This window comes from Agrobacterium sp. DE0009, assembly GCF_007680755.1.
In the GTDB taxonomy this organism is placed as follows: domain Bacteria; phylum Pseudomonadota; class Alphaproteobacteria; order Rhizobiales; family Rhizobiaceae; genus Agrobacterium; species Agrobacterium tumefaciens_B.
On the sequence record NZ_VEIU01000001.1, the window covers coordinates 1,797,841 to 1,823,966 of the forward strand.

A 26,126-nucleotide genomic window follows, 5' to 3' on the forward strand; every position below is an offset into this window, starting at 1 on the left:
GCCTCATGCGGCGATGCCGGCCATCATAAGGCCCAGCGTCTGTTCTTCGGCTTCCGCCGTTTTCTCTCCAACGACACGGCCCGCGAACATGACCATGATCCGGTCCGAAAGGGAACGGATTTCATCGAGTTCGACCGAAACCAGCAAAATCGCCTTGCCAGCATCGCGCATTTCGATGATGCGGCGATGAATGAATTCGATGGCACCAATGTCCACGCCGCGGGTCGGCTGACCGATGATCAGCATCTTGGGGTCACGCTCGATTTCCCGGGCGACAACGATCTTCTGCTGGTTGCCGCCGGAAAAATTGGCGGTCTTCAGCTGCGGGTTCGGCGGGCGGATATCGTATTTCTCGATCTTTTCGACCGCATCCTTGCGGATGGCCTCGGGGTTGAGGAACGGCCCTTTGCCATACCGTTCATCGTGATGATAGCCGAGGATGGAATTTTCATACTCCTCGAATTTCAGCACCAGCCCCATATGGTGGCGGTCTTCCGGGATATGGGCGAGGCCAAGCCTGCGTAAAATATCGGGATCCGGGCGATCCACCTTCTGACCATCCACCCAGATTTCGCCGGAATAGGGTTTGCGGATGCCGGCGATGGCTTCCAGCAGCTCCGACTGGCCGTTGCCTGCGACACCGGCTATGCCGACGATTTCACCGGCCCGGACATCAAGCGAAACGTCGTCGACCATGGTGACACCGCGGCTATCCTTAACGGTGAGATTGCGGATCGACAGAAGAATGTCGCCCGGCGTCGTTTCGCCCTTTTCCACCCGCAGCAGCACCCGGCGGCCGACCATCAGTTCGGCCAGCTCCTCGACGCTGGTTTCGGAGGTTTTCCGGGTCGCCACCATTTCGCCGCGGCGCATGACGGAGACGGAGTCCGTGATCGCCATGATCTCGCGCAGCTTGTGGGTAATGAGAATGACTGTCTTGCCCTGATCGCGCAGAACGCCGAGGATCTTGAACAGATGATCGGCCTCTGCCGGCGTCAGAACGCCGGTGGGCTCATCGAGGATCAGGATTTCCGCTCCACGATACATGGCTTTGAGAATTTCGACGCGCTGCTGCAGGCCGACAGGCAATTCCTCGATAATCGCGTCTGGATCTACTTCCAGCCCAAAATCGTCTTCCAGGCGCTTCAGCTCCTTGCGTGCACCGGCCCGGCCATTGGCCAGCAGCGCACCGCCTTCGGCCCCGAGCATGACATTTTCCAGCACGGAGAAGTTTTCGACCAGCATGAAGTGCTGATGCACCATGCCGATGCCGGCATTGATGGCCGCCTGACTGTCCCGGATCGCAACGGGCGAACCATTCACCCGGATTTCTCCGGCATCCGCCTGGTAAAACCCGTAAAGGATCGACATGAGCGTCGATTTTCCGGCACCGTTTTCGCCGATGATGCCGTGGATCGTGCCCTTGGCAACGGTCAGATTGATATTTTTATTGGCGTGAACGGCACCGAATTTCTTGTCGATGCCCACGAGCTCGATTGCTGGGTCCATACTCAAACCGAAACCTTTCCGAAGGCTGGATATGAAAAGGGCGCAAGGTGAAAATCACCATGCGCCCCAGTCAGATATCATATCATTTCGGGCAGGAATTATCCGCCATATAGTCATGGACCTTGACGGTGCCGGCAATGATGTCGGCCTTCGCCTTGTCTACCGCCGCGATCATTTCAGGCGTGATAAGCGCCTTGTTGTTATCGTCGAGCGCATAGGCGACGCCATCTTCCTTGACGCCGAGAGCGACGATGCCAGGAGTGAACTTGTCGTCCTTGGCGTCCTTGTAGGCATTGTAGACAGCCAGATCGACGCGCTTGACCATCGAGGTCAACACCGAACCCGGATGCAGGTGGTTCTGGTTGGAGTCGACGCCGATCGAATATTTCTTGTTGTCTGCGGCAGTCTGGAGCACGCCGATACCTGTCGCACCGGCTGCCGCGTAGATCACGTCAGCGCCCTGGTCGATCTGGTTCTTGGTGAGTTCGCCACCGCGCACCGGATCATTCCAGGCCGCACCCGTGGTGCCGGTCATGTTCTGGAAGACTTCGATCTTGTCGTTGGCGGCCTTCGCGCCCTGCGCATAGCCACAGGCGAATTTGCGGATCAGCGGAATATCCATACCGCCGATGAAGCCAACCTTGCCCGTCTTGGAGGCCATGCCGGCCAGCAGACCGACGAGGTAAGACCCTTCGTGCTCCTTGTAGACGACCGAGCGAACGTTCGGCAATTCGACGACGGAATCGACGATGACGAATTTAGTATCGGGGAATTCGGCGGCAACCTTTTCCATGGCCGAGGTCCAGGCAAAGGACACGGCGACAACAGGGTTGAAACCCTTGCTGGCGAAGTTGCGGATGGCCTGTTCGCCCTGCGTGTCGCTGGTCGGCTCGAAGTCGCGGAACTCGATGCCCGTTTCCGCCTTGAACTTTTCAGCGCCGGCCGCAGCGGCCTCGTTGAACGACTTGTCGAACTTGCCGCCCGTGCCATAGACCAGCGCAGGCTTGATATCCGCGGCAAGCGCGGAAGCCGACATTGCGGCAAGCGCAAAAAGCGTCAGAAGGGATTTTTTCATTGTGCAGCCCTGTTGTTGCAATTGATATTGTAAGGGTCCTCCCGCAATCCCGTTGCCCGGGAATGTCTGCGGAACCGCCAGCCGTTATACCGGCTGTGCTTGCCTCATATCCTTGCATGGCTCAATGAAAAATTCATCCGGTTTTTTTGACCCGGTGGAAAAACTTTGATCTGACGATTTTTTAGTCTTTCCACCGGGCAGAACTGCAAAAAAACTAGTCGATATTGCAGCTTACGCCGGTTCCCCTGAGGCCGCAGTACCCGCCCGGATTCTTGGCAAGATATTGCTGGTGATAGTCCTCAGCGTAATAAAATGTTTCGAGCGGCCCGATCTCGGTGGTGATGGCAGCACCATGGCCAGCATGTTTCAAAGCGTCTTGAAACGCATCCCGCGCTTTCTGCGCCTGCTGCAGTTGCCCTTCCGTCGTCGCGTAAATCGCGGAACGATAGGTCGTGCCGACATCGTTGCCCTGGCGCATACCCTGCGTCGGATCGTGCTCCTCAAAGAAAATCTTCAGGAGGCCCGAGAGCGATATGATGGCAGGATCATAGACGACCTTCACCACCTCGGCGTGGCCAGTCTGGCCGGTCGTCGTCTCGTGATAGGTGGGGTTGCGGGTGAAACCGCCGGCGTACCCCACCGCCGTGACCCACACGCCCGGCGTTTTCCAGAAGAGGCGCTCCGCACCCCAGAAGCAGCCCATGCCCAGATAAATGACTTCAAGACCCTCGGGGTATGGCCCTTTCAAAGGCCGGCCGTTGACGAAGTGGGCCTCCGGCACGAAGAGCGCTTCTTCGCGACCGGGCAAAGCGGTCTCCGGCGTCGGCATCGTTGTCTTTTTTGAAAGCGTATCGAACAGGAACATTCAGTCCTCCATGCGGCGAGCTCCGCCGCTTTTCAGGGTTCACATCCGCGGGCGCAATTTGAAAGACAGGATGTTAAACTGACAGACGCCGCATAACCCGGTGTTTCCTGTACCCCGCCATCCAGCAGAGGAGAGAAATTGCCAGGCAAACGGCAGATGCAGGCACCGCCGACAGGGCATTTTCAACGAAGCGCCACGCTTCAGGGTGAATATAGTGAGCCATAGCCGCTTCTGCCATGGTCCGCGAGGCAGGAAGAAGGTAGTTCCATGCTGACAGGATGCCGGTAATGCTGACAGAGGACGTGGAAACCGAGCGGATCGAATCGAAAACGCCCAGACAAACCGCCACAACGAGGAAGAGAAAGCTCAAGAACCGCATAAAAGCTTTCATCGGATGTACCTCGCTCAGGCCCTGCCGGTCAGACAGCACATTATAAAAAACAATAATGCATGGATAAAGGCCGCAAAACGGGTTTGCAATCGTACCGTATGCAAGGAAATTGCCGACATTTCAAAAAACTGTCAGATTCGTGTTGATCCCTGCGAATTCATCGGTATATATCGCGCCGTTCCAGTGATTTGCATTCTTCATGACATGCAGACTTGAAAAAGGACAGGTGGCCGAGTGGTTTAAGGCGCACGCCTGGAACGCGTGTGTGCGTGAAAGCGTACCGTGGGTTCGAATCCCACCCTGTCCGCCATTTCGCCCTTAATGTCAGTGGATCGTTCGATTTAAGCCAACGCTGAACGACGGCTTTTAACGTCACAGGACGCCGTGTAAGGGTATCCGTGCGCGGTGACGGCTCCGCTTCTGCCCACTCCAGGCTTTCTCGTGATTTTTGCTGCGCTTCCCCCTCTCTTGCGCCTTGCAGCGGCAAAAATCGCTCCTTATATACGCCGCATAACAGCAGCGAAGGCTGCAAATCCAAGTCAAGGTGCTGTCAAAGGAATGCCTCACGGGGTTCAGACAGCGCGCTTCAAGGAGAGAAGAGCATGGCAAAAGTAATCGGTATCGACCTTGGCACGACCAACTCCTGCGTTGCAGTGATGGATGGCAAGGACACGAAAGTTATTGAGAACGCGGAAGGCGCGCGCACGACGCCGTCCATGGTGGCATTTTCCGACGATGGCGAACGCCTTGTCGGTCAGCCGGCCAAGCGCCAGGCGGTCACCAACCCGACCAACACCCTGTTTGCGGTCAAGCGCCTGATCGGCCGCCGTTATGAAGACCCGACCGTCGAGAAGGACAAGGCTCTTGTTCCCTTCGAGATCGTCAAGGGTGACAATGGCGACGCCTGGGTGAAGGCACAGGACAAGAATTATTCCCCATCGCAGATTTCCGCGATGATCCTTCAGAAGATGAAGGAAACGGCTGAAGCCTATCTCGGCGAAAAGGTCGAAAAGGCCGTCATCACCGTTCCGGCTTACTTCAACGACGCGCAGCGCCAGGCAACCAAGGATGCCGGCCGCATCGCCGGTCTTGACGTTCTGCGCATCATCAACGAGCCGACCGCGGCAGCGCTTGCTTACGGCCTCGACAAGAAGGACGGCAAGACGATCGCCGTTTACGACCTTGGCGGCGGTACCTTCGATATTTCCGTTCTGGAAATCGGCGACGGCGTCTTCGAAGTGAAGTCCACCAATGGCGATACCTTCCTTGGCGGTGAAGACTTCGACATGCGTCTGGTCGAATATCTGGCCGGCGAGTTCAAGAAGGATCAGGGCATCGACCTGAAGAACGACAAGCTTGCCCTGCAGCGCCTCAAGGAAGCTGCCGAAAAGGCGAAGATCGAACTGTCGTCCTCGCAGCAGACCGAAATCAACCTGCCGTTCATCACGGCCGATGCTTCCGGTCCGAAGCACCTGACGCTGAAGCTGACCCGTGCGAAGTTTGAAAGCCTGGTCGACGACCTCGTGCAGCGCACCGTTGCGCCTTGCAAGGCAGCGCTCAAGGATGCCGGCGTCTCCGCTTCCGAGATCGACGAAGTCGTTCTCGTCGGTGGCATGAGCCGCATGCCCAAGGTGCAGGAAGTCGTCAAGCAGCTGTTCGGCAAGGAGCCGCACAAGGGCGTGAACCCGGATGAAGTGGTTGCCATGGGCGCAGCCATCCAGGCTGGCGTTCTGCAGGGCGACGTTAAGGACGTTCTGCTGCTCGACGTGACCCCGCTGTCGCTCGGCATCGAAACGCTGGGTGGTGTCTTCACGCGTCTGATCGATCGCAACACGACGATCCCGACGAAGAAGAGCCAGACCTTCTCGACCGCCGAGGACAACCAGTCGGCCGTGACTATCCGTGTCTCGCAGGGCGAGCGCGAAATGGCGCAGGACAACAAGCTGCTTGGTCAGTTCGACCTCGTTGGCCTGCCGCCGGCACCGCGCGGTGTTCCGCAGATCGAAGTCACCTTCGATATCGACGCCAACGGCATCGTGCAGGTTTCCGCTAAGGACAAGGGCACCGGCAAGGAACAGCAGATCCGCATCCAGGCTTCCGGTGGTCTCTCCGACGCCGACATCGAAAAGATGGTTAAGGACGCAGAAGCCAATGCCGAGGCCGACAAGAAGCGTCGTGCGGGCGTGGAAGCCAAGAACCAGGCCGAAAGCCTCATCCACTCCACCGAGAAGTCGGTGAAGGAATATGGTGACAAGGTTTCCGAAACCGACCGCAAGGCGATCGAAGACGCCATTGCCAGCCTGAAAACTGCGGTTGAGGCCTCCGAGCCTGACGCCGACGACATCCAGGCGAAGACCCAGACCCTCATGGAAGTCTCCATGAAGCTCGGTCAGGCCATCTATGAAGCGCAGCAGGCCGAGGCTGGCGACGCTTCCGAAGGCGGCAAGGATGACGTCGTCGACGCCGACTATGAAGAAATCAAGGACGACAAGAAGTCCGCATAACCGCGTGACTTTCCGTCTCCTGACAATTTATGCAAGACATCCGGCTGCCGCGTGCAGCCGGAAATCCATTTGCGGGGCTTGTTAACTGAATGGCGAAAGCAGACTTTTACGAAACACTCGGCGTCAGCAAGACTGCGGACGAAAAAGAGCTGAAAAGCGCCTTCCGCAAACTCGCGATGAAGTACCATCCGGACAAAAACCCTGATGATGCCGATTCCGAACGGAAATTCAAAGAAATCAACGAAGCATACGAGACGTTGAAGGACCCGCAGAAGCGTGCGGCCTATGACCGTTTCGGCCATGCAGCCTTTGAAAATGGCGGCATGGGCGGCGGCGGTGGCTTTGGCGGCGGCGGCTTCGCCAATGGCGGCTTCTCGGATATTTTCGAAGACATCTTCGGCGAGATGATGGGTGGCGGCCGTGCGCGCCGTTCCTCAGGCGGACGCGAGCGCGGCGCCGATCTTCGCTACAACATGGAAATCACGCTGGAAGAAGCCTTCACCGGCAAGACGGCGCAGATCAGGGTGCCGACCTCGATCACCTGCGACGTCTGTTCCGGCTCGGGCGCTAAGCCCGGCACGCAGCCGAAGACATGCGCCACCTGCCAGGGTTCAGGCCGCGTGCGCGCCGCGCAGGGCTTCTTCTCGGTGGAGCGTACCTGCCCCACTTGCCACGGTCGCGGACAGACAATCTCCGACCCGTGCGGGAAGTGCCATGGCCAGGGCCGCGTGACGGAAGAGCGTTCGCTCTCGGTCAACATTCCCTCGGGCATCGAGGACGGCACCCGCATTCGCCTGCAGGGCGAGGGCGAAGCCGGCATGCGTGGCGGGCCGGCGGGCGATCTTTATATCTTCCTGTCTGTGCGTCCGCATGAGTTCTTCCAGCGCGACGGTGCCGATCTTTATTGCACCGTGCCGATATCGATGACGACGGCTGCACTTGGCGGCACCTTCGATGTTACGACGCTCGACGGCAGCAAGTCGCGCGTCACGGTTCCGGAAGGCACCCAACCGGGCAAGCAATTCCGTTTGAAGGGCAAGGGAATGCCGGTTCTGCGTTCGGCGCAGACGGGCGACCTCTATATCCAGATTCAGATCGAAACGCCTCAGAAACTCAGCAAACGTCAGCGCGAGCTGTTGCAGGAATTCGAGCAGCTGTCTTCCAAGGAGAACAATCCGGAATCAACGGGCTTCTTCGCCCGGATGAAGGAATTCTTCGACGGCTGATCGCCGCCGCTCTCCAACTTCAGAAACGCCGCCATCCCATGGGACTGGCGGCGTTTTCGTTTTGGGTTTAGCCTGAAAAGCCGCCCTCTTCCAGATATTGCCGCTCCTCCGGTGTCGTTTCCCGCAGCAAGATGTCGTTACGATGCGGAAAGCGGCCGAAACGCTCGATGATCTCGCGATGTTGTTCGGCGTGATGCAGGTAAAGCCCGCCAAGCGGCAGGTTGAGACGGCACGCCCGGTGCTGCGCCTCCATATCCTCTGCGTGAGAAAAGGGAAGATAGAAGAAGACCCGCAGATCCTCACTCACCGCCTGATCATGTCCGCGCCGGATGGCTTCATCTGCCAAAAGACGCGCCAGAGGATCTGTCGCATACATGTGCGCCGTGTCGCGAAAGCAGTTGCGCGGAAACTGATCCAGCAGCAGCATCAAGGCGAGGCTGCTTTCCGCATCTTCCAGCCAGCCATCCAGTTCCCGCCTTGCGGCAGCGAAATGAGCGTCACGGAAACGGTCGTGAAAATCACTGTCGAAGGCGGCATCCTTATCAAACCATTTGTCGGGGCCGGCCTTCTTCCAGAAATCGACGATCTCGGCTGCAAGTTTGGCGGTGTCGTTCTTCATCGTGTGCTCCCGTCAGTAGTGCGGCGGCCTTGTGATGGCAGGCGCGTCCAGCGATTGCTCCTCAAGGCTCAGGAACCGCTCCGTCAGGCGGTCGAGCTTGGCGCGGGTCTGTTCCACAACCTTCCACTGTTCCGCCAGCTGGTCCGACAGTTCCTCTATCACCTTCACCTGATGCGCGACCGTCTCCTCTAGCGCAATGATCCGATTTTCGGTTTCCGACGTCATGGTGACCTCTCTTTCCCGCCCTTCCTTGGGCTTAAAAGTCTGTGAGTCAACCATATGTCACTTTCGTGAAGAGAATTCGTTGCGTCGATCCCGGCACAAAAAAACCGGCGATGTCACCATCGCCGGCATCTGGAGTTTGATATCGCTCAGTCTTCTTCTACGAAAACCTCTTCGCGTTTCTTCTTCACGCTAGGCAGGAAGACGACGATCAGCACGGCGAGCGCGATGAAAAGCAGGGTGGCGCTGATCGGCCGGGTGACGAAGGTCGACGGATCGCCACGGGACAGGATCATGGCACGCCGCAGGTTTTCCTCCAGCAGCGGACCAAGCACGAAGCCCAGAAGCAGTGGGGCAGGCTCGCAACGCAGTTTCACCAGCACATAGCCGATGAAGCCGAAGAAGGCGACGGCATAGAGATCGAAGACGTTGGAATTGACGCTGTAGACCCCGATGGCGCAGAAGGCCATGATGATCGGGAAGAGCACATAGTAGGGCACCGTCAGCAGCTTCACCCACAGCCCTATCAAAGGCAGGTTGAGGATGACCAGCATCAGGTTGCCGATCCACATGGAGGCGATGATGCCCCAGAACAGCGCGGGCTGTTCAGTCGCAACATTCGGGCCGGGAACGATGCCCTGGATGATCATCGCGCCAATCATCAAAGCCATGACCGGATTGGCGGGGATGCCCAGAGTGAGCAGTGGGATGAACGAGGTCTGGGCTCCGGCATTGTTGGCCGATTCCGGACCAGCCACACCGGCGACCGCGCCATGCCCGAATTCTTCCGGGTTCTTGGAGACACGTTTCTCCACGGTGTAGGAGGCAAAGGCAGCAAGGATCGCCCCACCACCCGGCAGGATGCCGAGGGCCGAACCGATCGCCGTGCCGCGCAGAACCGGGCCGACCATGCGCTTGAAATCATCCTTGGTCGGCATCAGGCCGCTGACCTTGGCGATCAGCACCGAGCGGGTCCGCTCGTTTTCAAGATTGCGCAGGATTTCGGCAATGCCGAACACACCCACAGCGACGGCCACGAAATTCAGGCCATCAGCATATTCGCGGATGCCGAGGGTGAAGCGCGGGGTACCGCTGTAAATATCCGTGCCGACCAGACCGAGCAGCAGGCCGAGCACGACCATGGCCAGCGCCTTCACGATGGAGCCATGGGCGAGCGCGATGGACGACACGAGGCCGACGACCATCAGCGAGAAATATTCGGCCGCGCCGAATTCCAGTGCGATTGCCGTGAGCGGCGGCGCGAAGATTGCGACTAGGAAGGTCGACACCGTGCCGGCGAAGAACGAGCCTATGGCGGCAATGGCGAGAGCGGCACCTGCTTTGCCCTTGCGTGCCATCTGATAGCCATCGATGGCGGTGACGGCTGAGGAGGATTCACCGGGCATGTTGATCAGGATCGCCGTGGTCGAGCCGCCATATTGCGCGCCGTAATAAATGCCAGCGAGCATGATCAGGGACGAGACCGGTTCGAGCTGAAAGGTGATTGGCAGCAGCATGGCGATGGTCGCCGTTGCGCCGATGCCGGGCAAAACGCCGATGAGGGTGCCAAGCAGCACGCCGATAAGGCAGAAAAAGAGGTTTGCCAGCGACGAGGCGGTGACGAAACCGAGCGCAAGGTTATCGAGCAAATCCATCGCTACACCTCAGAAGTTGAGCCAGGGGCCGAAGCGCTGGAAAGGCAGGCCAAGACCGTAGTTGAAAACTGCGACGGAAAAGACCGTGATGGCCGCGGAAAGAACGACCGCCATCAATGGGCTCATCTTGTGTGAGGCGAAGGCCGCAATGAGCGCGCTGAAAAACAGTGCCGGCACAAAGCCAAGACCCCGAACAGTGAAACCGAAAAAGATCGGCGCGGGCAGAATGAAAAATATGCCACGCCAGGCAATTGCGCCGATGCCCTCACTAGCCGGCCGTGTTGCGCGAAGGAATATGACGCCGCCAAGCAGGATCAGGATGATGGCGAGAACGAGCGGAAAGTAGCCCGGCCCCATGCGAAAGGCGGTTCCAATTTCCAGACCGTAGGACTGCAAGGCAAAAAAGACCCCAAGCCCCATAAAAATTGCCCCGCAGACGGCTTCGGCAGGGTCATTGAATAACGATTTCATGAAAGATGCCCCTTCATCGCGGCCGGCGCCAGACCGGCCAACCGGTTGAAACGATCGCAGTCAACCGGCGACGAAACGCCGCCGGTCCATCCGCGTTCGTCAGTCGGCATATTGGCCAGCGGACTCGATCACCGGCTTCCAGCGAGCTATTTCGCTCTCAAGCTTGGCCTTCAGCGCCGCCGGTGTCGCATCGCTTTCCGGCGACGGCGTCGTGCCGAGCTCGGCAAAGCGGGCCGCGACATTCTTGTCCTTCAGCGCCACCTGCAGCGACTTGGAGAGCTTCTCGTTGATTTCGGCAGGCGTACCCTTCGGCGTGTAGATACCGTGCCAGATGCCGACTTCGAGTTTGGGCAAGCCTGCTTCGGCGACCGTCGGCACATCCTTCAGCACATCGAGCCGTTTCGGCGACGTTACGGCGTAAGCTTTGACAGTGCCGCCTTGGATCTGCTTGGTGGTGTTGGTGGTCTGGTCGCACATGATATCGACCTGGCCGCCGAGCAGATCGGTCATGGCAGGACCTGTGCCCTTGTAGGGAACGGTGACCAACGGGGTCTCGATAGCGCTCATGAACAGCATGCCGCACAGATGCGAAGCGGCGCCGATGCCGGCATTGGCAACGGTGACCTTGTCCTTGTTCGCCTTGGCGTAATCGATCAGCCCCTTGAGGTCCGTGGTCTCGAGGTTCTTGCGAGACAGGATCGTCATCGGCACTTCGGTGACCAGACCGACATATTCGAAGGCGTTGGTCGTATCGTAAGCGAGCTTGCGATAGAGCGTGGCGCTGGTCGCCATGCCGATATGGTGGAGAAGGATGGTGTAACCATCGGGATCAGCGGAGGCGACGCGGCCGGCGCCAAGCGTGCCGCCGGCGCCACCGACATTTTCAACGATGATCTGCTGGCCGAGATCCTTCGACATGGATTCAGCCACGAGACGCGCGACCGTGTCCGTTGGGCCGCCAGCCGAGAAAGGCACGACCATGGTGATGTTACGCTCGGGATAGGTCTGAGCAGATGCGGCCAGCGCGAAAAGGGAAACGGCAGCGGCGGCAGCAAGGCCGGAAACTGTCTTCAGTATTTTCATCGATTCCTCCCGGATGAAAATGATCGCCACTTCAGCCGCGCATGCTCCTCCATGGCGGCCGGGGTGATCACATTTGCAGTCCGGGATTGCTGTTCGGCAACGCGCTTCGCCAAGCGACGTCGACTTTTGTCACCATTGTCCTTTCCGATGTGTGGATTTCAACCCATGAAGAGAAATCCATGGGTGGAAATCCACACATCAGACATCCGTCATATGCTTTTGCAGGCCATATTTCTGCATTTTTTCATACAGAGTTTTGCGGGAGATACCGAGGTTCTCGTACACCGATTTGAGATTGCCGCCATTGGCCGCGATGGCGCGAGCGATCAGATTCTTTTCATAGGCGCCCACACGAGCAGCGAGAGGCGACCTGGCCTCTTCTCCGGCGATCAACGACGTTTCTGATGGCTCGTCCCCCAGCCCGAGAACGAAACGGTCTGCGGCATTGCGCAATTCGCGCACATTGCCCGGCCATTCGCGAAGTGCGATGGAGGCAAGCAGTTGCTGCGGCACGTCCATATCGTCGCGGCCGTAGCGGGCCGCGGCCTCCCTAACCAGATGCAGGAACAGCAAGGGAATGTCAGCACTGCGCTGCGCCAAAGCGGGGACGAGGAGCGTCGCCACGTTTAGCCGATACAGGAGATCGGCTCGGAACCGGCCTGCCGCAACCTCCTGCTCAAGATCAACCTTGCTCGTGGCGATGAAGCGGACATCAAGCTCGACGGTTTCGTTGGAGCCGAGGCGGGTAATCACCCGCTCCTGCAATACCCGCAGGAAACGTCCCTGCAATTCTGATGGCATGGAGCCGATCTCGTCCAGAAGAATGGTGCCGCCACGTGCATGTTCGAACTTGCCATAACGCGCACGAAGCGCACCCGGAAACGCACCAGCCTCATGTCCAAACAATTCACTCTCGATCAACGTCTGCGGAAGGGCCGCGCAATTGATCGCGACGAAGGGCCGGTTGGCTCTGGTGCTGATATCGTGCAGCGCCCGCGCGACGACCTCCTTTCCCGCCCCCGTATCGCCAACGATCAGCGTGTCGGCATCGGTCGCACCGATCGCGCGGATGCGGTATCGCAGATCGACCATGACCGGTGTTCGGCCGGGCAGACGTGTTTCGAGATCATCGTGCTTGCCGGCTACTGCTTTCAGGCGGCGGTTTTCCAGCACCAGCGCCCGCCGGTCATTGGCTCTCTTGATGATGCCGGCGAGATATTGCGGGGTGAAGGGCTTCTCGATGAAGTCATAAGCGCCGTTGCGCATGGCGTTGACGGCAAGCTGCACATCACCGTGGCCGGTCATCAGGATGACGGGTATTTCCGGGTCAAGCTCCCGCACTTTTTGCAGCAGCGTCATGCCGTCCATGCCGGGCATGCGGATATCACTGACCACGACACCGTCAAAACTATAACCGATGAGCTCCAGCGCATGTTCGGCGCTCGCCAGCATGGTGACGGCGAAACCCGAAAGCTCGAGCGCCTGCGCGGTCGAAAAGCGCAGCTCCTCTTCGTCGTCGATCAAAAGCACCCGCGAAGTGGTCATTCCGCCGCCACCCCCATACGCCAGACAGCAGCCGGCAATTCAATTGCGAACTCCGCTCCGCCGTCTTCATGATTTCTGACGCGGAGCTGGCCGCCGAAGTCCTTGATGATGTTATAGGAGATCGAGAGGCCGAGGCCCAGACCGCGGCCCACACCCTTGGTGGTGAAGAAGGGATCGAAAATGCGCTCCGAAATCGCCGCCGGTACGCCCGGACCGCGGTCGCGGATGATGACGGAAACGATCTGGCCTTGCTGCGCCGCCTGAAGCGCAATCCGGCGGTCCTCCCGCCCTTCGACGGCATCAGCGGCATTGGAGATGATGTTGACGAGCACCTGCTGCAGCCGCACCGGCCCTGCCTTTACGGCGAGCGGGACGGGGCCAAGATCAACCTCCAGCACCGCATTGGCGGCCTTGAGCCGCGGCCCGACGATTTCAAGCGTATCGCGAAGCACCGTTTCCAGGCCCACTGCCGCCATCTTCTCATTCGGCTTACGGGCAAAGTTGCGCAGGTGCTTGCTGATTGACGCCATACGATCGATCAGCCCCGATATGCGCCTGAGGTTTTCCGTCACGTCCTCCAAGCGCCCGCGCTCCACCAGAAGCGAGGCATTTTCGGCGTAATTCTTGGCGGCGGCCAGCGGCTGGTTGAACTCGTGCGACAGGGCCGCCGACATCTGCCCGAGAGCCGCCAGCTTTCCGGCCTGCACCAGATCGTTCTGCATCTTGCGCAACTGTTTTTCCGTCTGGCGACGTTCGGCGATCTCGTGTTCGATCTCCCGATTGACGCGGGCAAGGTCCGCCGTGCGTTCCTCGACCCGACGCTCCAGTTCTGCCTGGGCTTCGGCCTGATGGATCAGGCGTTCACGCAGCCGCCGCCGCCTCTGCAACATGGCGGCGATCAACGCTGCCGCAAGACACAGGCAGAGTATGATCGCGATCATCGCCGTCTTCACCTGCGTCCGAAGCGAACCCGTGTCCATGAGCACGCTGACGGTCCATCCCGCATCCGCCATCGGCTGCGACAGAACCATATATTCCCTGTCCCCCTCGTTTTGGCTAATCGTCATCAACTGATGCGAGCCGAAATTGCCGTGTTTCAGCGGCAGTTCCTTCAGCGTGGCATTGGCGTAACGGCGTGAGGCCTCGGTGCGGGCCAGCCTCTCTGGCGTCAGCGGCATCAGGCTGGAATAAAGCCATTGCGGTGTTCCCGTCATGAAGATGATGCCCTCGGGGTCCGATACGAGAATACGGTTCTCCCCATCGCCGAAAGAGGCCTCGATGCCTTCGATATCGACCTTGAAGACAATGACGCCCTTTATTTCCGCATTGAAGAGAATGGGCGCGGAGAAATAATATCCGCGCTTGTGCGAGGTCGTGCCGAGCGCGAAGAATCGCGACTGCAGGCCCCTCGCCGCATCCTGAAAATAGGGACGGTAGCTGAAGTTCTCGCCGACGAAGCTTGTCGGACCATCGTAGTTGCTGGCCGCGATGGTCTCGCCATCCAGCGTGATGATGTAGATATCGGAGGATTCCAGCAGAGTGTTGATGGATTTGAGGTAGACATTGGCGCGCTGGCGCAAGGCTTCATCTTTGGGATGGGCCACCAGTTCCTCAATGTCATCATGATCTGCAATCAAGGCCGGAAGCGGCTCGTAGCGGTTCAGAAGGCCGCCCAGGGCGGAGACGGCAAGCCGGAGCGTCGTTCGCCCCTGCTCGGACATTTCACCGAAATAGCTCTCTGCAATGATGCCGCTTCCTCTCGTCACGGCGCCATAACCGAGGCCCAGACAGAGCATCATCAACAAAATAGAGCGATATTTCACCGAAACTTCCCTCACGCCGCAGGCAGCTAACCCGCTCTCCCGAAGCGAGTGTAGGAGGAGTGAGAACATTTTCCAAGTGAGCGCTGGACACCGTTAGAGATCGCTTAAAACAAAAAACCGGCCACGAGGGCCGGTTTTTGCAAAGTCATGCCAGAAAAGCTTACGCGCTTTCCTTCGGCGTCAGAACCTGGCGGCCGCGATACATACCGGTCTTCAGATCGATATGGTGCGGACGGCGCAGTTCGCCGGAGTTCTTGTCTTCAACATAGGTCGCAGACTTGAGACCGTCAGCCGAGCGGCGCATGCCACGCTTGGACGGGCTTGTTTTTCTTTTTGGTACAGCCATTTTTGTTACTCCACTTAAGCGGCGAAACAACGGAACCGGCCAGAACCAAAGGCCGAATGTCGGATGTCTCGATATCGGAAATTTGGCGCGCTTATACATGCCCAAACGGGCTTTGACCAGCCCTGATGCGCATTTTTTCCGATTCAGGGAAATCAGCGCCGTGGGCCTGTCTCAGAAATCGGAATCACAGGCGCGGGTTTATCGAAGACAAGGAGTTCCTTGAAGTGGTTCATATCCTTGAATTCACAGAGAGCTGGGGGGCGCATCTCGATGACAGGCGCGGCGGCGCGCAGTTTTTCAAGTTCCTCATCCAGCATGGCCTGCCAGCGCGGTAAGGATTCCGGCTCGAACCAGCGGATGATGTAAGACAGCGTGATGTGAAATTCGTAGGTGTCATGATCCGGGTGGCGATAGCCGAACAGCTTGGCAAATTCATCCCGCCAGACAGCCACGATCCGGTCATCCTCTACCGTTGCACCCTTCATGACAAGGCCTGTCGGACGCAGACCCGTCACCTGCATGTTGAATGCCGGCAGGGCCGGAAACGCGGAGAGCCGATCACGGTAATAGTCCGTCATCGCGTCTATCGGCGTATCGAGAGGCATGTTTTCCGGCCAATACGGCAAAGCACGACGAAACTCGATGATGCCTTGAAACACGGTCATATGCAGGCTGGAAACGGGCGTGAAGGCAAGTTGCGACGCCTCGGCCATGTCCATAAAGCGCTGGCGGGTCGCGATGATGGCTTTCTCCGTCTGCGAGCCGCTGACAAGATGGCTTACGACAGTATTGCCAGGCTCTGGCAGAAACTCGCCGCCCGCATTGAAGCGCGTGCCCAGATGGCGCGGCGGCTGATCGTGCGTGGCGGCGGAAATATAGTCGAGACCATTCGAGACGAGCGGGGCGTGCATGGGGAAACTCCTTGTCAGAAGTTTTCCCTAGGCTCTGCACGCGACAGGATCATGACGCCGCCGGCTCAAGAGGGGGTCAATGTGCCTCATCCCAATTGTCGGCCGCGCGCGCATCCACTTTCAGCGGCACTCTCATGGAGATCGCCGGCATGGCCGCATTTTCCATGACAGAAACGACGACCGGCAGGGTCTTTTCGATCTCCGCTTCCTCGACTTCGAAGATGAGTTCGTCATGCACCTGCAAAAGCATGCGGGCGGAAAGCTTTTCGGCCTCCAGCACCGGCTCGATGCGGATCATGGCGCGCCGGATGATATCGGCAGCCGACCCCTGAATGGGCGCATTGATGGCGGCACGCTCGTTGAAGGCCTTCACCGAGGGATTGGAGGAGCGGATTTCTGGATAATGAGAACGGCGACCAAATATGGTTTCGACATAGCCATTCTCACGGGCGAAGGCCTTGGTCGCCTCCATATAGTCGCGGATGCCGGGAAAACGCTCGAAATATTTCTTGATGTAGTCCCCAGCCTCCGAGCGGGCGATGCCGAGCTGGTTAGCGAGACCGAAGGCCGATATGCCGTAGATGATGCCGAAATTGATCGCCTTGGCGCGGCGGCGTACTTCCGACGGCATGCCTTCAACTGGCACACCGAACATTTCCGATGCCGTCATCGCATGAATGTCGATACCATTTTCAAAGGCGTTTCGAAGCTGCGGAATGTCGGCGACATGGGCAAGCACGCGCAGTTCGATCTGGCTATAATCTGCCGACAGAAGCTTGTGGCCGGGCGTGGAAATGAAAGCCGTACGGATCTTGCGGCCTTCAGCTGTGCGCACCGGAATATTCTGTAGGTTCGGCTCCGACGATGACAGGCGACCTGTCGTTGTCGAGGCGAGCGCATAGGAGGTGTGCACCCGTTTCGTCTCGGGATGGATATAGCCGGGCAGCGCATCCGTATAGGTGGATTTGAGCTTTGTCAGCTGTCGCCAGTCGACAATCTTGCGCGGGAGATCGACACCTTCTGCCGCGAGATCTTCCAGAACTTGTGCCGACGTCGACCACTGGCCGGTCTTGGTTTTTGACCCGCCTGGCAGGCCCATCTTGCCGAACAGGATATCGCCAAGCTGTTTAGGCGATCCGATGTTGAAACGTTCGCCCGCCAGTTCGTAGATTTCCTCTTCGAACGCGGCTGCCTTCTGTGCGAGCTCGCCGGAAAGCCGTGAGAGGATTTGCCGGTCGACAGTGATACCCCGCTCTTCCATATGCGCCAGAACCGGTACAAGGGGGCGCTCCAGCCGCTCGTAAACCCGGGTCAAACGCTTCGAAACAAGCCTTGGCTTCAAGGCCATCCAGAGCCGGAGGGTCACATCGGCATCTTCGGCAGCATAGGCGGTTGCCCTGTCGATATCGACGAAATCGAAGGTAACGCTCGACTTGCCTGAGCCCGCCACGTCCTTATAGGGGATCGGCGTGTGGCCGAGCCAGCGCTCCGAGAGGGAATCCATGCCGTGCGTCGCCTTGCCGGCCTCGAGCACGTAGGAAATCAGCATCGTGTCGTCAAAACTCTGCATGACGACGCCGTGGCGTTTCATTAACAGATAATCGTATTTGAGGTTTTGCGCGACCTTGAGGACAGTTGGGTCTTCCAGCAGGTCCTTAAGTCGGGCCAAGGCCTCGGCAAAGGGAATCTGACCTTCCGCAAGCCTGATACCATCGCTGAAGAGATCGCCGCCCGAGCCCGTTTTGTGGGTTAGGGGAATGTAAGCGGCACGGATATCGGTCCCCGAGGCATCCTTGCCGTTATCGGCAATGGCGAGCGAAAAGCCGACAAGTTCCGCAAGCATCGGGTCGAGCGAGGTTGTCTCCGTGTCGAAGGCGACAATGCCGGTTTCGCGGGCCGCGGCAATCCAGAGGTCGAGGGTCTGAAGATCGCGGATCGTCGTATACGCGGTCGTATCGATCTTGGCGGCGGCAAAAAGCGCCTGTCGTGCTGCCGCAAGATCGGCGGGGGCGTTGCCTTCGCCAGATGCCTTTCTTGCAGGCGCAGCGCGGGTAACCGCAGCGTTCGTCCCGGCAGCTATCGCACCTGCGGCGCTGACAGCATCGGCTGGCGCATCAAGGTCCGGCCCATGGGCATCGGCACCCCATTGCACCGGCACGGTAGCGGCGTCGACGGCGGAGGCATCGGTATCCGTCGCTTCCGCAACGCGGCGGGTCAGGGTCGTGAATTCCATTGCCTTCAGGAAGGCGATCAGCTTCGGGCCGTTCTGCGGCTCCAGCACCAGCTCCTCAAGCGACTGCTGCAACGGCACGTCGGTCCTCAGCGCCACGAGCTGCCTCGAAATGCGGGCCAGATCGGCATTGGCAATGATGTTTTCGCGACGTTTCTGCTGTTTAATCTCGCCGGCGCGCGCCAGAAGCGTTTCAAGATCGCCATATTCTTCCAGCAATTGCGCCGCCGTCTTCGGGCCAATGCCAGGGATACCCGGAACATTGTCGGTGGAATCACCGGTCATCGCCTGCAGATCGATCATCTTTTCGGGGCCGACGCCCCATTTTTCGATGACATCGGGAACGCCGATCTGCTTGTCCTTCATGGCATCGTACATATGCACATTGGCTGTCACGAGCTGCATCAGATCCTTGTCGGAAGAGATGATGGTGACGTCAGCGCCGATCGCCTCGGCCTGCCGGGCGTAGGTGGCGATGATATCGTCGGCCTCGAACCCCTCGGTTTCGATGCAGGGAAGATTAAAGGCGCGCGTCGCCTCCCGGATCAGTCCGAATTGCGGCACCAGATCTTCCGGCGGCGCAGTGCGATTTGCCTTGTAGAGGTCGTAGAGCTCGTTGCGGAATGTCTTCGACGAATAATCGAAAATCACCGCGAAGTGCGTCGGCGTCACACCGACATCGGTGTTACGGGCATCCTTCAGAAGCTTCCACAACATGTTGCAGAAGCCCGAGACGGCGTTGACCGGCAGCCCGTCCGACTTGCGGTTCAGCGGCGGGATGGCATGGAAGGCCCGGAAAATGAAACCGGAACCGTCAACGAGGAAGAGATGATCGCCTTTTTTCATGGGTAGCATGGATAGCGCGCCAGAGGCGAAAGGTCTATCGTGGAGATCAGATGCGAGGCTATATCTTTGATGATTTCTAGGGAAAAGCCGATGTCAAAAAGTTCCATAGTCAATGCCTATTTCGGAGCCGTTCTTCTCACCGCTATCGTTGTCATCGCCTCATGGCTTCAGCACGAGCCGGCAACGATAATCTTTCAGAAATCTCTCGTGGCGCCGCTTTTTCTGCTGGCGGGCACGGGCTTGCGTGCCTTTTTTCCTGAGCGTTTTGGCGCGACGCGCGGCACCCTCGCAACTGCAGAATTTCACCTTCTCGAAGCCGCGGTGCTCGCGGCGTTCCTATTGCTGGTGCTCCACCCTCTGGGTGACCTAGGGCAGCAACTGACTTTCTTTGCAGTCTTTGTTTTACTGGTGGGGAGTGCAAAATTCCTCCTCGCCATGCGAGCAAAACGCAAAATCAGGCACCACGGTAAACGGTCGACGCACCTTACCGATTTGTAATCCAGGCTTCCCTTGAAAAGCCGCATTTGCAGACACATTTCTTAGAGGACGGCGCCTGATCACGCCGTAGTCTGATAGCTGGCTCGTCCCCCGCCGCGTCAGACCGGACAAAGGCCTTTCCCCCTCTCCGGGCCTTTGTCCTCCAATATGACCGCCATGGCCGACCCCTCCCGGCCGTGGCGGTTTTATTTTGCGCCCCGTTCGTACTTGGCTTAAGCATATCCTGCGATATATATCGTGCTATCAATTTTGCCGGGTTGTCGGCAGCTATCTCTCAGGCACGGACGAATGAGCTTTTCCCGCGATGAATCAGTGATCTATCTTGCCTCGCGGATGGCGCGCGAATTCACCATGGCGTTGCAGAAAAGGGCAGCTGCGCTTGGCTTCTCGCCCGGCCAGTTCCCTATCCTCATCGAGCTATGGCACGAAGAGGGTCTGACCCAGCGGCAGTTGCTGGATAGGATAGACATTGAACAGGCGACCCTTGCCAACACGCTGTCGCGGATGGAGCGAGACGGGTTGATCGTTCGAAAGGCTCACCCCAATGATCGCCGCGCCCAGATTATCGAACTGACTCAGCGCGGGCGTGATCTGGAAGCCAATGCGATTGCCGCATCGGAGGCAACCGAAGACAGTCTGCTTGCCGATTTCCGGCGCTTCGAACGGCAACTCCTGCTGGAATATATGCGCCGGGCGATCGATAGCGCTAAAAAAGCAAAATAGTCATTGCAGGGCGAAAGCGCTTCGCAGTTTCCATGATCTGCTCTATCGTTCCGCCCGCCGCGGGCTCGTCGATTCACGACGACCCGGGCTTGTTTCCCGCGATGCGCGATGCCCGGATGTTTTGTTTCTCGCCGGGTCACGACAGACATGACAGGATCAGCGATGATAGACGTTTCCCCCATTCTTTCCACCGCCGACGATAATCTCACATCCAGCCTGGAGCGGCTGTTTGAGCTGGTGCGCATTCCCTCAATTTCCACAGACCCAGCCTACAAGGCGGAGTGCCGCAAGGCTGCCGAGTGGCTGGTAAGAACGCTTACCTCGCTCGGCTTCACGGCATCCGTGCGCGATACGGCCGGCCATCCCATGGTGGTGGCGCATCATGACGCAGCCACCGACGACGCCCCGCATGTCCTTTTCTACGGCCATTATGACGTGCAGCCGGTTGATCCGCTCGATCTCTGGGAAAACGATCCCTTCGAGCCCGCCGTCAAGGATATCGGTGCCGGCCGGCAGGTGATCACGGGGCGCGGCACGGCAGACGACAAAGGTCAGCTGATGACCTTCGTGGAGGCATGCCGCGCCTATAAGGCGGTGAATGGCGGCCTGCCGGTGCGTGTCACCATTCTTTTCGAAGGCGAAGAGGAGTCCGGCTCGCCATCGCTCAAGCCTTTCCTCGAGGCCAATGCAGAGGAGCTGAAAGCCGATTACGCGCTGGTCTGCGATACCGGCATGTGGGACCGTGACACACCTGCCATTGCTGCCGCGCTTCGTGGTCTCGTCGGCGAAGAGATCGTCATCACCGCCGCCGACCGCGACCTGCATTCCGGTCTGTTTGGTGGTGCGGCTGCGAACCCGATCCACATCCTCACCGATATTCTTGCCGGCCTTCACGATGAGACCGGCCGCGTTACGCTTCCCGGCTTTTACGATGGCGTGGAAGAGACGCCAGCCAACATCAAGGCCTCCTGGGAAACGCTGGGCCGGACTGCGGAAGCCTTTCTCGGCGAAGTCGGTCTCTCGATCCCATCAGGCGAAAAAGGTCGCTCCGTGCTGGAGCAGACCTGGGCGCGACCCACGGCCGAAGTCAACGGCATCATCGGCGGCTATACCGGCGATGGTTTCAAAACCGTGATTGCCGCGAAGGCCTCTGCCAAAGTGTCTTTCCGCCTCGTCGGCCAGCAGGACCCCGTAGCCATTCGCGAAAGCTTCCGGGCCTATGTGCGCTCGAAGATTCCCGCCGATTGCTCGGTGGAATTTCACGAGCATGGCGGCTCTCCGGCCATTCAGCTGTCTTATGATTCGCCCGTTTTGACCAAGGCCAAGAACGCGCTTTCTGAGGAATGGCCAAAACCGGCTGTCGTCATCGGCATGGGAGGCTCGATCCCGATCGTTGGTGATTTCCAGAAGATGCTGGGCATGGACTCCCTGCTGGTCGGCTTCGGACTGACCGATGACCGTATTCACTCCCCGAATGAGAAATACGACCTGCAGTCCTTCCACAAGGGCATCCGCTCCTGGGTCCGCATCCTCGACGCGCTGGCTTCGAAATGATGCAAAAATGAGAAGGTGCCGGAAGCTCGGTGCCTTCTCATTCCATAAAAACAAAAAGGCCGGGCGAGCCCGACCTTTCTATCCGTTTTTGCGTCAATGCCAGTACATCCGTGGTCAAAGCGTTCAAACGGTCTGATGCTCCAGAGCGCGTCGAATAACTCAACGCTGCTTTCCGGCTCAGGATCAGCTGCTTTGGTTAATCTTTGGTTAACGCAACAGCAGCGGCACTCTATAAAAGCGCCATTCCCAAGCTTCGGGCCTGGAGCACCGTTGAACCCTATATTGTCATCCGGCCTTGCCTTTTCAAGGGCTACTGCGAAAAGCGCTGCCCGCAAAAGAAAAAGGCCGGAAAAATCCGGCCTTCCCATTCATGCATGTGACCCTTTCGGGTCAAAGCGCTTATCAGGCAGCAACGAGGTTACCTGCGGACATCTTGCCCGAGCGACGGTCCTGCATCAGCTCGTAGGAGAGCTTCTGGCCGTCGTTGAGGGCGGTCAGACCTGCACGCTCAACAGCAGAGATGTGAACGAACACGTCCTGCGAACCGTCGTCCGGCTGAATGAAGCCGTAGCCCTTGGTTGCGTTGAACCACTTAACTGTACCAGTCGCCATAACGATTTCCTTCCGTTGGCAATTTTGTATTTGCACTGCGAGCAGTGCGGACTTGGGTCGAATTTGAAGGAAAAGATCGTCGTGAGCGTCAAAAAAGACGCCGAAGCTCTGGTCGTCAAACAAATATCGATGGCGAAGTACCTAGGTCGCAAGTCGCAGAAAGTCAAGTTTCTTTGAACGAAACGATCACGTTAGGCTATGCCGGGCGAGAGGAATTGAAAGCTCCAGACAGCAAAAACCCGGCGCGGGAGGAGGTGCGCCGGGTTCTTAAAACTGACTGACAATTGGGAGGAGGAGTATTGTCAGTCCAATCGGGCGACGCTGGGAGGAGGAGTGCGTCGCTTCGATGATTTGAAGATACAGCATATCAGCTTAAAAAACAGACGCTTCATCGCAGCGCAGCATTGCGGAAAACGCATAGCTTGCGCGCGGCACCTTGAAGCGACTCGTCGTAACGCCTAAGAAATACGCATGTCTATTGAATCTGTCAGAGCCTTTTTTGCCGAGAAGTCGCCCGAAATCACCGTGATCGAGACGGAAGCCAGTTCGGCAACCGTCGCACTCGCGGCCGAGGCGCATGGCGTTGACCCCGACCAGATTGCCAAAACGATCTGCCTGAAGGCGGGTGATCTCGTTCTTCTCGTCGTTACCGCCGGGACAAAACGGCTGGATAACCGCAAATTCAGGGATCATTTTGGAGCGAAACCGCGCATGCTTGGGCCAGAGGAGGTTGTTGCGGTGACCAGTCATCCGGTAGGCGGTGTATGCCCATTCGGCCTGCCCTCGGCCCTGCCGGTCTATTGTGACCTGTCGCTTAAACAGTATGGCGAAGTGGTGCCTGCTGCCGGCGCCACCAATGCTGCCGTCAAGATTTCGCCCGACGTGATGGCCGAACTGACGGGCGCGGCGTGGATCGACGTCTGCCAATGACGCCGATGTGATCCCTTAAAGACTTAACCCCGCCTTAAATTGCCGCATTTAAACTCTTCATCCTGGATTAAGGATCGCGCAGGCATAGAAGCTTAACCCTGACGGGTGTGCGGTTTTGCAAAAGGAGCGATTTAGGCTGGATGGCAGGCAAGGGAAAATCACGCGAACGGGTAGAACCTTCCTTCGGGGATTTCCACGAGTCCGGTGATGACCTGCGTCTTGATGCCAGCGAGCGCATCAGCGGAACTGCAAAGCAGGAAGCCAAAAAAGCAAAGTCTCCAGCAAGCCGCAGAAAATCCGGAAAAAGCCAAAAGCGCAACCGCAGTTCAGGCCGTGGCGTCACGGGGTTCATCCGCTCACTGTTCTACTGGTGCATCGTACTCGGCATATGGGGCGGCATCGGTGTTGCCGCGCTTGTCCTTTATTACGGCGCGCGGATGCCGAGCGCCAGCAGCTGGTCCATTCCCGAACGCCCGCCGAATGTGAAGATCGTTTCCGTCGATGGCAGCGTTCTTGCCAATCGCGGCACCACCGGCGGTGAGGCGCTGGCGCTGGAAGACATGTCGCCCTACATCCCGCAGGCCGTGATGGCGATCGAGGACCGGCGGTTCTATTCGCATTTCGGGGTCGATCCGCTCGGCCTCGGACGCGCCATCGTTACGAACCTGTTGACGGGGCGCACCGTTCAGGGTGGCTCGACGCTGACGCAACAGCTGGCAAAAAATCTCTTCCTTTCCCCGGATCGCACGCTGGAGCGAAAGGTTCAGGAAGTTCTGCTGTCCTTCTGGCTGGAGCACAAGTTCACCAAGGACCAAATCCTGGCGATGTATCTCAACCGCGTCTATTTCGGCTCCAATGCCTATGGCGTCGAGGCGGCCTCGCGGCGGTATTTCAACAAGTCGGCGCGGGACGTCAATCTGGGCGAGGCAGCCATGCTCGCCGGACTTCTGAAAGCCCCCTCGCGTCTTTCACCCGCGCGCGATCCGCAGGCGGCGGAGGAGCGGGCGCAGGTCGTGCTGCAATCCATGCGCGATGTCGGTTTCATCACCGACGACGAGATCAAGACTGCCATGTCGCAGCCGCCGACCAAGGCGAAACGTTTCTGGTCAGGCGCCGAGCATTATGCCGCCGATATGGTGCTGGAGGAGGTTCGCAATCTCGTCGGCGACGTCAAGCAGGACATTGTCGTCGACACGACGATCGATCCCAATCTCGAACGCGATGCCGAAAAGGCGCTGTCCCACGTCCTCCAGGGTGACGGCAAGAAACAGGGCGCTTCACAGGCAGCGCTGGTTTCCATTGACGGGACGGGCGCGATCCGCGCCGTCGTTGGCGGGGCAGATTACGCCCAAAGCCAGTTTAACCGCGCCGTGAAAGCAAAAAGGCAGCCCGGTTCGGCTTTCAAGCCCTTCGTATACGTCGCAGCCCTCGAATCGGGCTTGACCCCATACACCATCCGCAACGACGGGCCTGTACGCATCGGCAACTGGACACCGGAAAATTACGAGAAGAAATATCGAGGCGAAGTCACGCTCGCAACGGCTCTCGCCAATTCACTGAACACGATTGCCGCGCAACTGGTCATGGAAGTCGGACCCGAGCGGGTAACCCAGGTGGCGCATCGTATGGGCATTGAATCCGAGCTCCAGAACAATGCCTCCATCGCGCTTGGCACGTCGGAAGTATCGCTGATGGAGCTGACCGCCTCTTACGCCCCCTTCATGAACGGCGGCTACAAGGCGACGCCGCACATCGTCAAACGCATCACCGATGCCGACGGCAAGGTGCTTTATGAAAACAAATACGACAATCCGCCGCGCGTGCTGAGCGAAGAGATTGCCGCGACCATGAACGGCATGTTGTCCCGCGTCATCACTGAAGGCACCGGCAAGGCCGCGCGCCTGCAAGGCTGGCAGGCGGCAGGAAAATCTGGCACGACGCAGTCCTTCCGCGACGCCCTTTTTGTCGGCTACACCAGCAATCTCACCACCGGGGTCTGGTTCGGCAACGACGATGGCACATCGATGAAAAAGGTAACGGGCGGCGGGCTTCCTGCCCGCGCCTGGAAAGACTTCATGACGGCTGCCCACTCCGGCCTTTCGCCCGCGCCGCTATTTGGCCTCGGTGCAGGCGGTGTACCGCCGCTTGGCGACATGCAGCAGCCGGCGCCTGAGAACGCCCCCTCCTCCATTGGCGACCTCATTTCCAATGCGCTCGGCGGTGGATCGACTGACAGTCGGGTCTATCCCGACGCTCCCGCTCCAGCGAACCAACCTCAGCCCGGCCCGCCGATGCCGCCCGCCACTCTACCCTCCCGCGATATCGAACCCGGCTATTCAGCCGAGAACGGCCCCGTCCCGCCCGCCGATATTGGTGGTCAGGCGTCACCCAGGCCCAAGCAGACGACCCTGCTCGACATTCTGATGGGGAATTGACGGCAAAAAGCCGCAGCAGACCCCGATCTCAGGACTGGCCACGTTTATCCTAT

Annotated in this window: 22 protein-coding genes and 1 tRNA gene; 8 read left to right on the plus strand and 15 right to left on the minus strand. The window is 58.7% G+C overall.

The features are described from left to right. Positions 1–3 precede the first annotated feature (3 nt). The 4 genes from FS804_RS09115 to FS804_RS09130 all read right to left on the minus strand — a co-directional run bounded on the left by FS804_RS09115 (position 4) and on the right by FS804_RS09130 (position 3,840). Positions 4–1,509 (minus strand): ABC transporter ATP-binding protein, encoded by a 1,506-nt coding sequence (locus FS804_RS09115; protein WP_144576234.1) that lies wholly within the window; start codon positions 1,507–1,509, stop codon positions 4–6. Positions 1,510–1,591: 82 nt separating this feature from the next. After that, entirely contained in the window at positions 1,592–2,584 is a 993-nt protein-coding gene (locus FS804_RS09120) for a BMP family protein (protein ID WP_045015424.1), read from the minus strand. 214 nt (positions 2,585–2,798) lie between these two features. Beyond that, entirely contained in the window at positions 2,799–3,449 is a 651-nt protein-coding gene (gene msrA, locus FS804_RS09125; protein ID WP_063949361.1) for a peptide-methionine (S)-S-oxide reductase MsrA, read from the minus strand. A gap of 73 nt (positions 3,450–3,522) precedes the next feature. After that, positions 3,523–3,840, minus strand: a complete 318-nt coding sequence (locus tag FS804_RS09130; protein ID WP_144576235.1) for a hypothetical protein — start codon at positions 3,838–3,840, stop codon at positions 3,523–3,525. A 220-nt stretch (positions 3,841–4,060) separates the two neighbouring features. Between FS804_RS09130 and FS804_RS09135 the strand changes: the two genes are divergently transcribed. The 3 genes from FS804_RS09135 (at position 4,061) to dnaJ (ending at position 7,570) form a co-directional block, all read left to right on the plus strand. Beyond that, a tRNA-Ser gene (locus FS804_RS09135) sits at positions 4,061–4,150 on the plus strand. Between the two features lie 292 nt (positions 4,151–4,442). Next, complete coding sequence (gene dnaK, locus FS804_RS09140; RefSeq protein WP_063949358.1) at positions 4,443–6,344, plus strand: molecular chaperone DnaK; 1,902 nt, start codon at positions 4,443–4,445, stop codon at positions 6,342–6,344. 89 nt (positions 6,345–6,433) lie between these two features. Further along, complete coding sequence (dnaJ, locus tag FS804_RS09145) at positions 6,434–7,570, plus strand: molecular chaperone DnaJ (RefSeq protein ID WP_063949357.1); 1,137 nt, start codon at positions 6,434–6,436, stop codon at positions 7,568–7,570. A 67-nt stretch (positions 7,571–7,637) separates the two neighbouring features. Here dnaJ and FS804_RS09150 read toward each other — a convergent pair whose 3' ends face one another. From FS804_RS09150 to polA, 10 genes are all read right to left on the minus strand, one after another. Next, positions 7,638–8,189 carry a DUF924 family protein gene (locus FS804_RS09150; RefSeq protein WP_144576236.1) on the minus strand — a complete coding sequence of 184 codons (552 nt, stop codon included), beginning with the start codon at positions 8,187–8,189 and terminating at the stop codon, positions 7,638–7,640. Positions 8,190–8,201: 12 nt separating this feature from the next. Beyond that, the gene (locus tag FS804_RS09155) at positions 8,202–8,414 is read right to left on the minus strand and encodes a SlyX family protein (protein WP_144576237.1); all 213 of its coding nucleotides are present in this window, start codon (positions 8,412–8,414) and stop codon (positions 8,202–8,204) included. A gap of 146 nt (positions 8,415–8,560) precedes the next feature. Then, positions 8,561–10,066, minus strand: coding sequence for a tripartite tricarboxylate transporter permease (locus tag FS804_RS09160; protein ID WP_144576238.1), 1,506 nt, complete (start codon positions 10,064–10,066; stop codon positions 8,561–8,563). 9 nt (positions 10,067–10,075) lie between these two features. Continuing rightward, entirely contained in the window at positions 10,076–10,537 is a 462-nt protein-coding gene (locus tag FS804_RS09165) for a tripartite tricarboxylate transporter TctB family protein (RefSeq protein WP_144576239.1), read from the minus strand. Between the two features lie 99 nt (positions 10,538–10,636). Further along, the gene (locus tag FS804_RS09170; protein WP_063949790.1) at positions 10,637–11,620 is read right to left on the minus strand and encodes a tripartite tricarboxylate transporter substrate-binding protein; all 984 of its coding nucleotides are present in this window, start codon (positions 11,618–11,620) and stop codon (positions 10,637–10,639) included. A gap of 198 nt (positions 11,621–11,818) precedes the next feature. Beyond that, positions 11,819–13,165, minus strand: a complete 1,347-nt coding sequence (locus tag FS804_RS09180) for a sigma-54 dependent transcriptional regulator (RefSeq protein ID WP_144576240.1) — start codon at positions 13,163–13,165, stop codon at positions 11,819–11,821. Continuing rightward, positions 13,162–14,964 carry a sensor histidine kinase gene (locus FS804_RS09185; RefSeq protein WP_186376744.1) on the minus strand — a complete coding sequence of 601 codons (1,803 nt, stop codon included), beginning with the start codon at positions 14,962–14,964 and terminating at the stop codon, positions 13,162–13,164. Before FS804_RS09185 ends, FS804_RS09180 begins: the two co-directional genes overlap by 4 nt. A gap of 184 nt (positions 14,965–15,148) precedes the next feature. After that, entirely contained in the window at positions 15,149–15,334 is a 186-nt protein-coding gene (rpmF, locus tag FS804_RS09190; RefSeq protein WP_003507205.1) for a 50S ribosomal protein L32, read from the minus strand. Positions 15,335–15,486: 152 nt separating this feature from the next. Beyond that, complete coding sequence (locus FS804_RS09195; RefSeq protein WP_144576242.1) at positions 15,487–16,245, minus strand: DUF1868 domain-containing protein; 759 nt, start codon at positions 16,243–16,245, stop codon at positions 15,487–15,489. A 76-nt stretch (positions 16,246–16,321) separates the two neighbouring features. Next, positions 16,322–19,321, minus strand: a complete 3,000-nt coding sequence (gene polA / locus FS804_RS09200) for a DNA polymerase I (RefSeq protein WP_144576385.1) — start codon at positions 19,319–19,321, stop codon at positions 16,322–16,324. A 90-nt stretch (positions 19,322–19,411) separates the two neighbouring features. Between polA and FS804_RS09205 the strand changes: the two genes are divergently transcribed. From FS804_RS09205 to FS804_RS09215, 3 genes are all read left to right on the plus strand, one after another. Further along, positions 19,412–19,819, plus strand: a complete 408-nt coding sequence (locus FS804_RS09205; RefSeq protein ID WP_144576243.1) for a hypothetical protein — start codon at positions 19,412–19,414, stop codon at positions 19,817–19,819. Between the two features lie 288 nt (positions 19,820–20,107). Next, a complete protein-coding gene (locus FS804_RS09210; RefSeq protein WP_063949348.1) occupies positions 20,108–20,542 on the plus strand; it encodes a MarR family winged helix-turn-helix transcriptional regulator in 435 nt (144 codons plus the stop codon). Positions 20,543–20,704: 162 nt separating this feature from the next. Next, positions 20,705–22,096, plus strand: a complete 1,392-nt coding sequence (locus FS804_RS09215; RefSeq protein ID WP_144576244.1) for a dipeptidase — start codon at positions 20,705–20,707, stop codon at positions 22,094–22,096. 402 nt (positions 22,097–22,498) lie between these two features. On the opposite strand, the gene FS804_RS09220 is transcribed toward FS804_RS09215, so the two are convergent. Then, positions 22,499–22,708: a cold-shock protein gene (locus FS804_RS09220; RefSeq protein ID WP_003492998.1), complete on the minus strand. Its 210-nt coding sequence runs from the start codon at positions 22,706–22,708 to the stop codon at positions 22,499–22,501. 471 nt (positions 22,709–23,179) lie between these two features. On the opposite strand from FS804_RS09220, the gene FS804_RS09230 reads away from it, so the two are divergent. Both FS804_RS09230 and FS804_RS09235 read left to right on the plus strand, forming a co-directional pair. After that, entirely contained in the window at positions 23,180–23,638 is a 459-nt protein-coding gene (locus tag FS804_RS09230) for a YbaK/EbsC family protein (protein ID WP_144576245.1), read from the plus strand. Between the two features lie 140 nt (positions 23,639–23,778). Next, complete coding sequence (locus FS804_RS09235; RefSeq protein ID WP_144576246.1) at positions 23,779–26,073, plus strand: transglycosylase domain-containing protein; 2,295 nt, start codon at positions 23,779–23,781, stop codon at positions 26,071–26,073. The last annotated feature ends 53 nt before the right edge of the window (positions 26,074–26,126 follow it).

Excerpts from the sequence above, each read along its gene's own strand:
- FS804_RS09115 (WP_144576234.1), bottom strand. The coding sequence starts at position 1,509 with ATGGACCCAGCAATCGAGCTCGTGGGCATCGACAAGAAATTCGGTGCC.
- FS804_RS09120 (WP_045015424.1), bottom strand. The coding sequence starts at position 2,584 with ATGAAAAAATCCCTTCTGACGCTTTTTGCGCTTGCCGCAATGTCGGCT.
- msrA (WP_063949361.1), bottom strand. The coding sequence starts at position 3,449 with ATGTTCCTGTTCGATACGCTTTCAAAAAAGACAACGATGCCGACGCCG.
- FS804_RS09130 (WP_144576235.1), bottom strand. The coding sequence starts at position 3,840 with ATGAAAGCTTTTATGCGGTTCTTGAGCTTTCTCTTCCTCGTTGTGGCG.
- dnaK (WP_063949358.1), top strand. The coding sequence starts at position 4,443 with ATGGCAAAAGTAATCGGTATCGACCTTGGCACGACCAACTCCTGCGTT.
- dnaJ (WP_063949357.1), top strand. The coding sequence starts at position 6,434 with ATGGCGAAAGCAGACTTTTACGAAACACTCGGCGTCAGCAAGACTGCG.
- FS804_RS09150 (WP_144576236.1), bottom strand. The coding sequence starts at position 8,189 with ATGAAGAACGACACCGCCAAACTTGCAGCCGAGATCGTCGATTTCTGG.
- FS804_RS09155 (WP_144576237.1), bottom strand. The coding sequence starts at position 8,414 with ATGACGTCGGAAACCGAAAATCGGATCATTGCGCTAGAGGAGACGGTC.
- FS804_RS09160 (WP_144576238.1), bottom strand. The coding sequence starts at position 10,066 with ATGGATTTGCTCGATAACCTTGCGCTCGGTTTCGTCACCGCCTCGTCG.
- FS804_RS09165 (WP_144576239.1), bottom strand. The coding sequence starts at position 10,537 with ATGAAATCGTTATTCAATGACCCTGCCGAAGCCGTCTGCGGGGCAATT.
- FS804_RS09170 (WP_063949790.1), bottom strand. The coding sequence starts at position 11,620 with ATGAAAATACTGAAGACAGTTTCCGGCCTTGCTGCCGCCGCTGCCGTT.
- FS804_RS09180 (WP_144576240.1), bottom strand. The coding sequence starts at position 13,165 with ATGACCACTTCGCGGGTGCTTTTGATCGACGACGAAGAGGAGCTGCGC.
- FS804_RS09185 (WP_186376744.1), bottom strand. The coding sequence starts at position 14,964 with ATGATGCTCTGTCTGGGCCTCGGTTATGGCGCCGTGACGAGAGGAAGC.
- rpmF (WP_003507205.1), bottom strand. The coding sequence starts at position 15,334 with ATGGCTGTACCAAAAAGAAAAACAAGCCCGTCCAAGCGTGGCATGCGC.
- FS804_RS09195 (WP_144576242.1), bottom strand. The coding sequence starts at position 16,245 with ATGCACGCCCCGCTCGTCTCGAATGGTCTCGACTATATTTCCGCCGCC.
- polA (WP_144576385.1), bottom strand. The coding sequence starts at position 19,321 with ATGAAAAAAGGCGATCATCTCTTCCTCGTTGACGGTTCCGGTTTCATT.
- FS804_RS09205 (WP_144576243.1), top strand. The coding sequence starts at position 19,412 with ATGTCAAAAAGTTCCATAGTCAATGCCTATTTCGGAGCCGTTCTTCTC.
- FS804_RS09210 (WP_063949348.1), top strand. The coding sequence starts at position 20,108 with ATGAGCTTTTCCCGCGATGAATCAGTGATCTATCTTGCCTCGCGGATG.
- FS804_RS09215 (WP_144576244.1), top strand. The coding sequence starts at position 20,705 with ATGATAGACGTTTCCCCCATTCTTTCCACCGCCGACGATAATCTCACA.
- FS804_RS09220 (WP_003492998.1), bottom strand. The coding sequence starts at position 22,708 with ATGGCGACTGGTACAGTTAAGTGGTTCAACGCAACCAAGGGCTACGGC.
- FS804_RS09230 (WP_144576245.1), top strand. The coding sequence starts at position 23,180 with ATGTCTATTGAATCTGTCAGAGCCTTTTTTGCCGAGAAGTCGCCCGAA.
- FS804_RS09235 (WP_144576246.1), top strand. The coding sequence starts at position 23,779 with ATGGCAGGCAAGGGAAAATCACGCGAACGGGTAGAACCTTCCTTCGGG.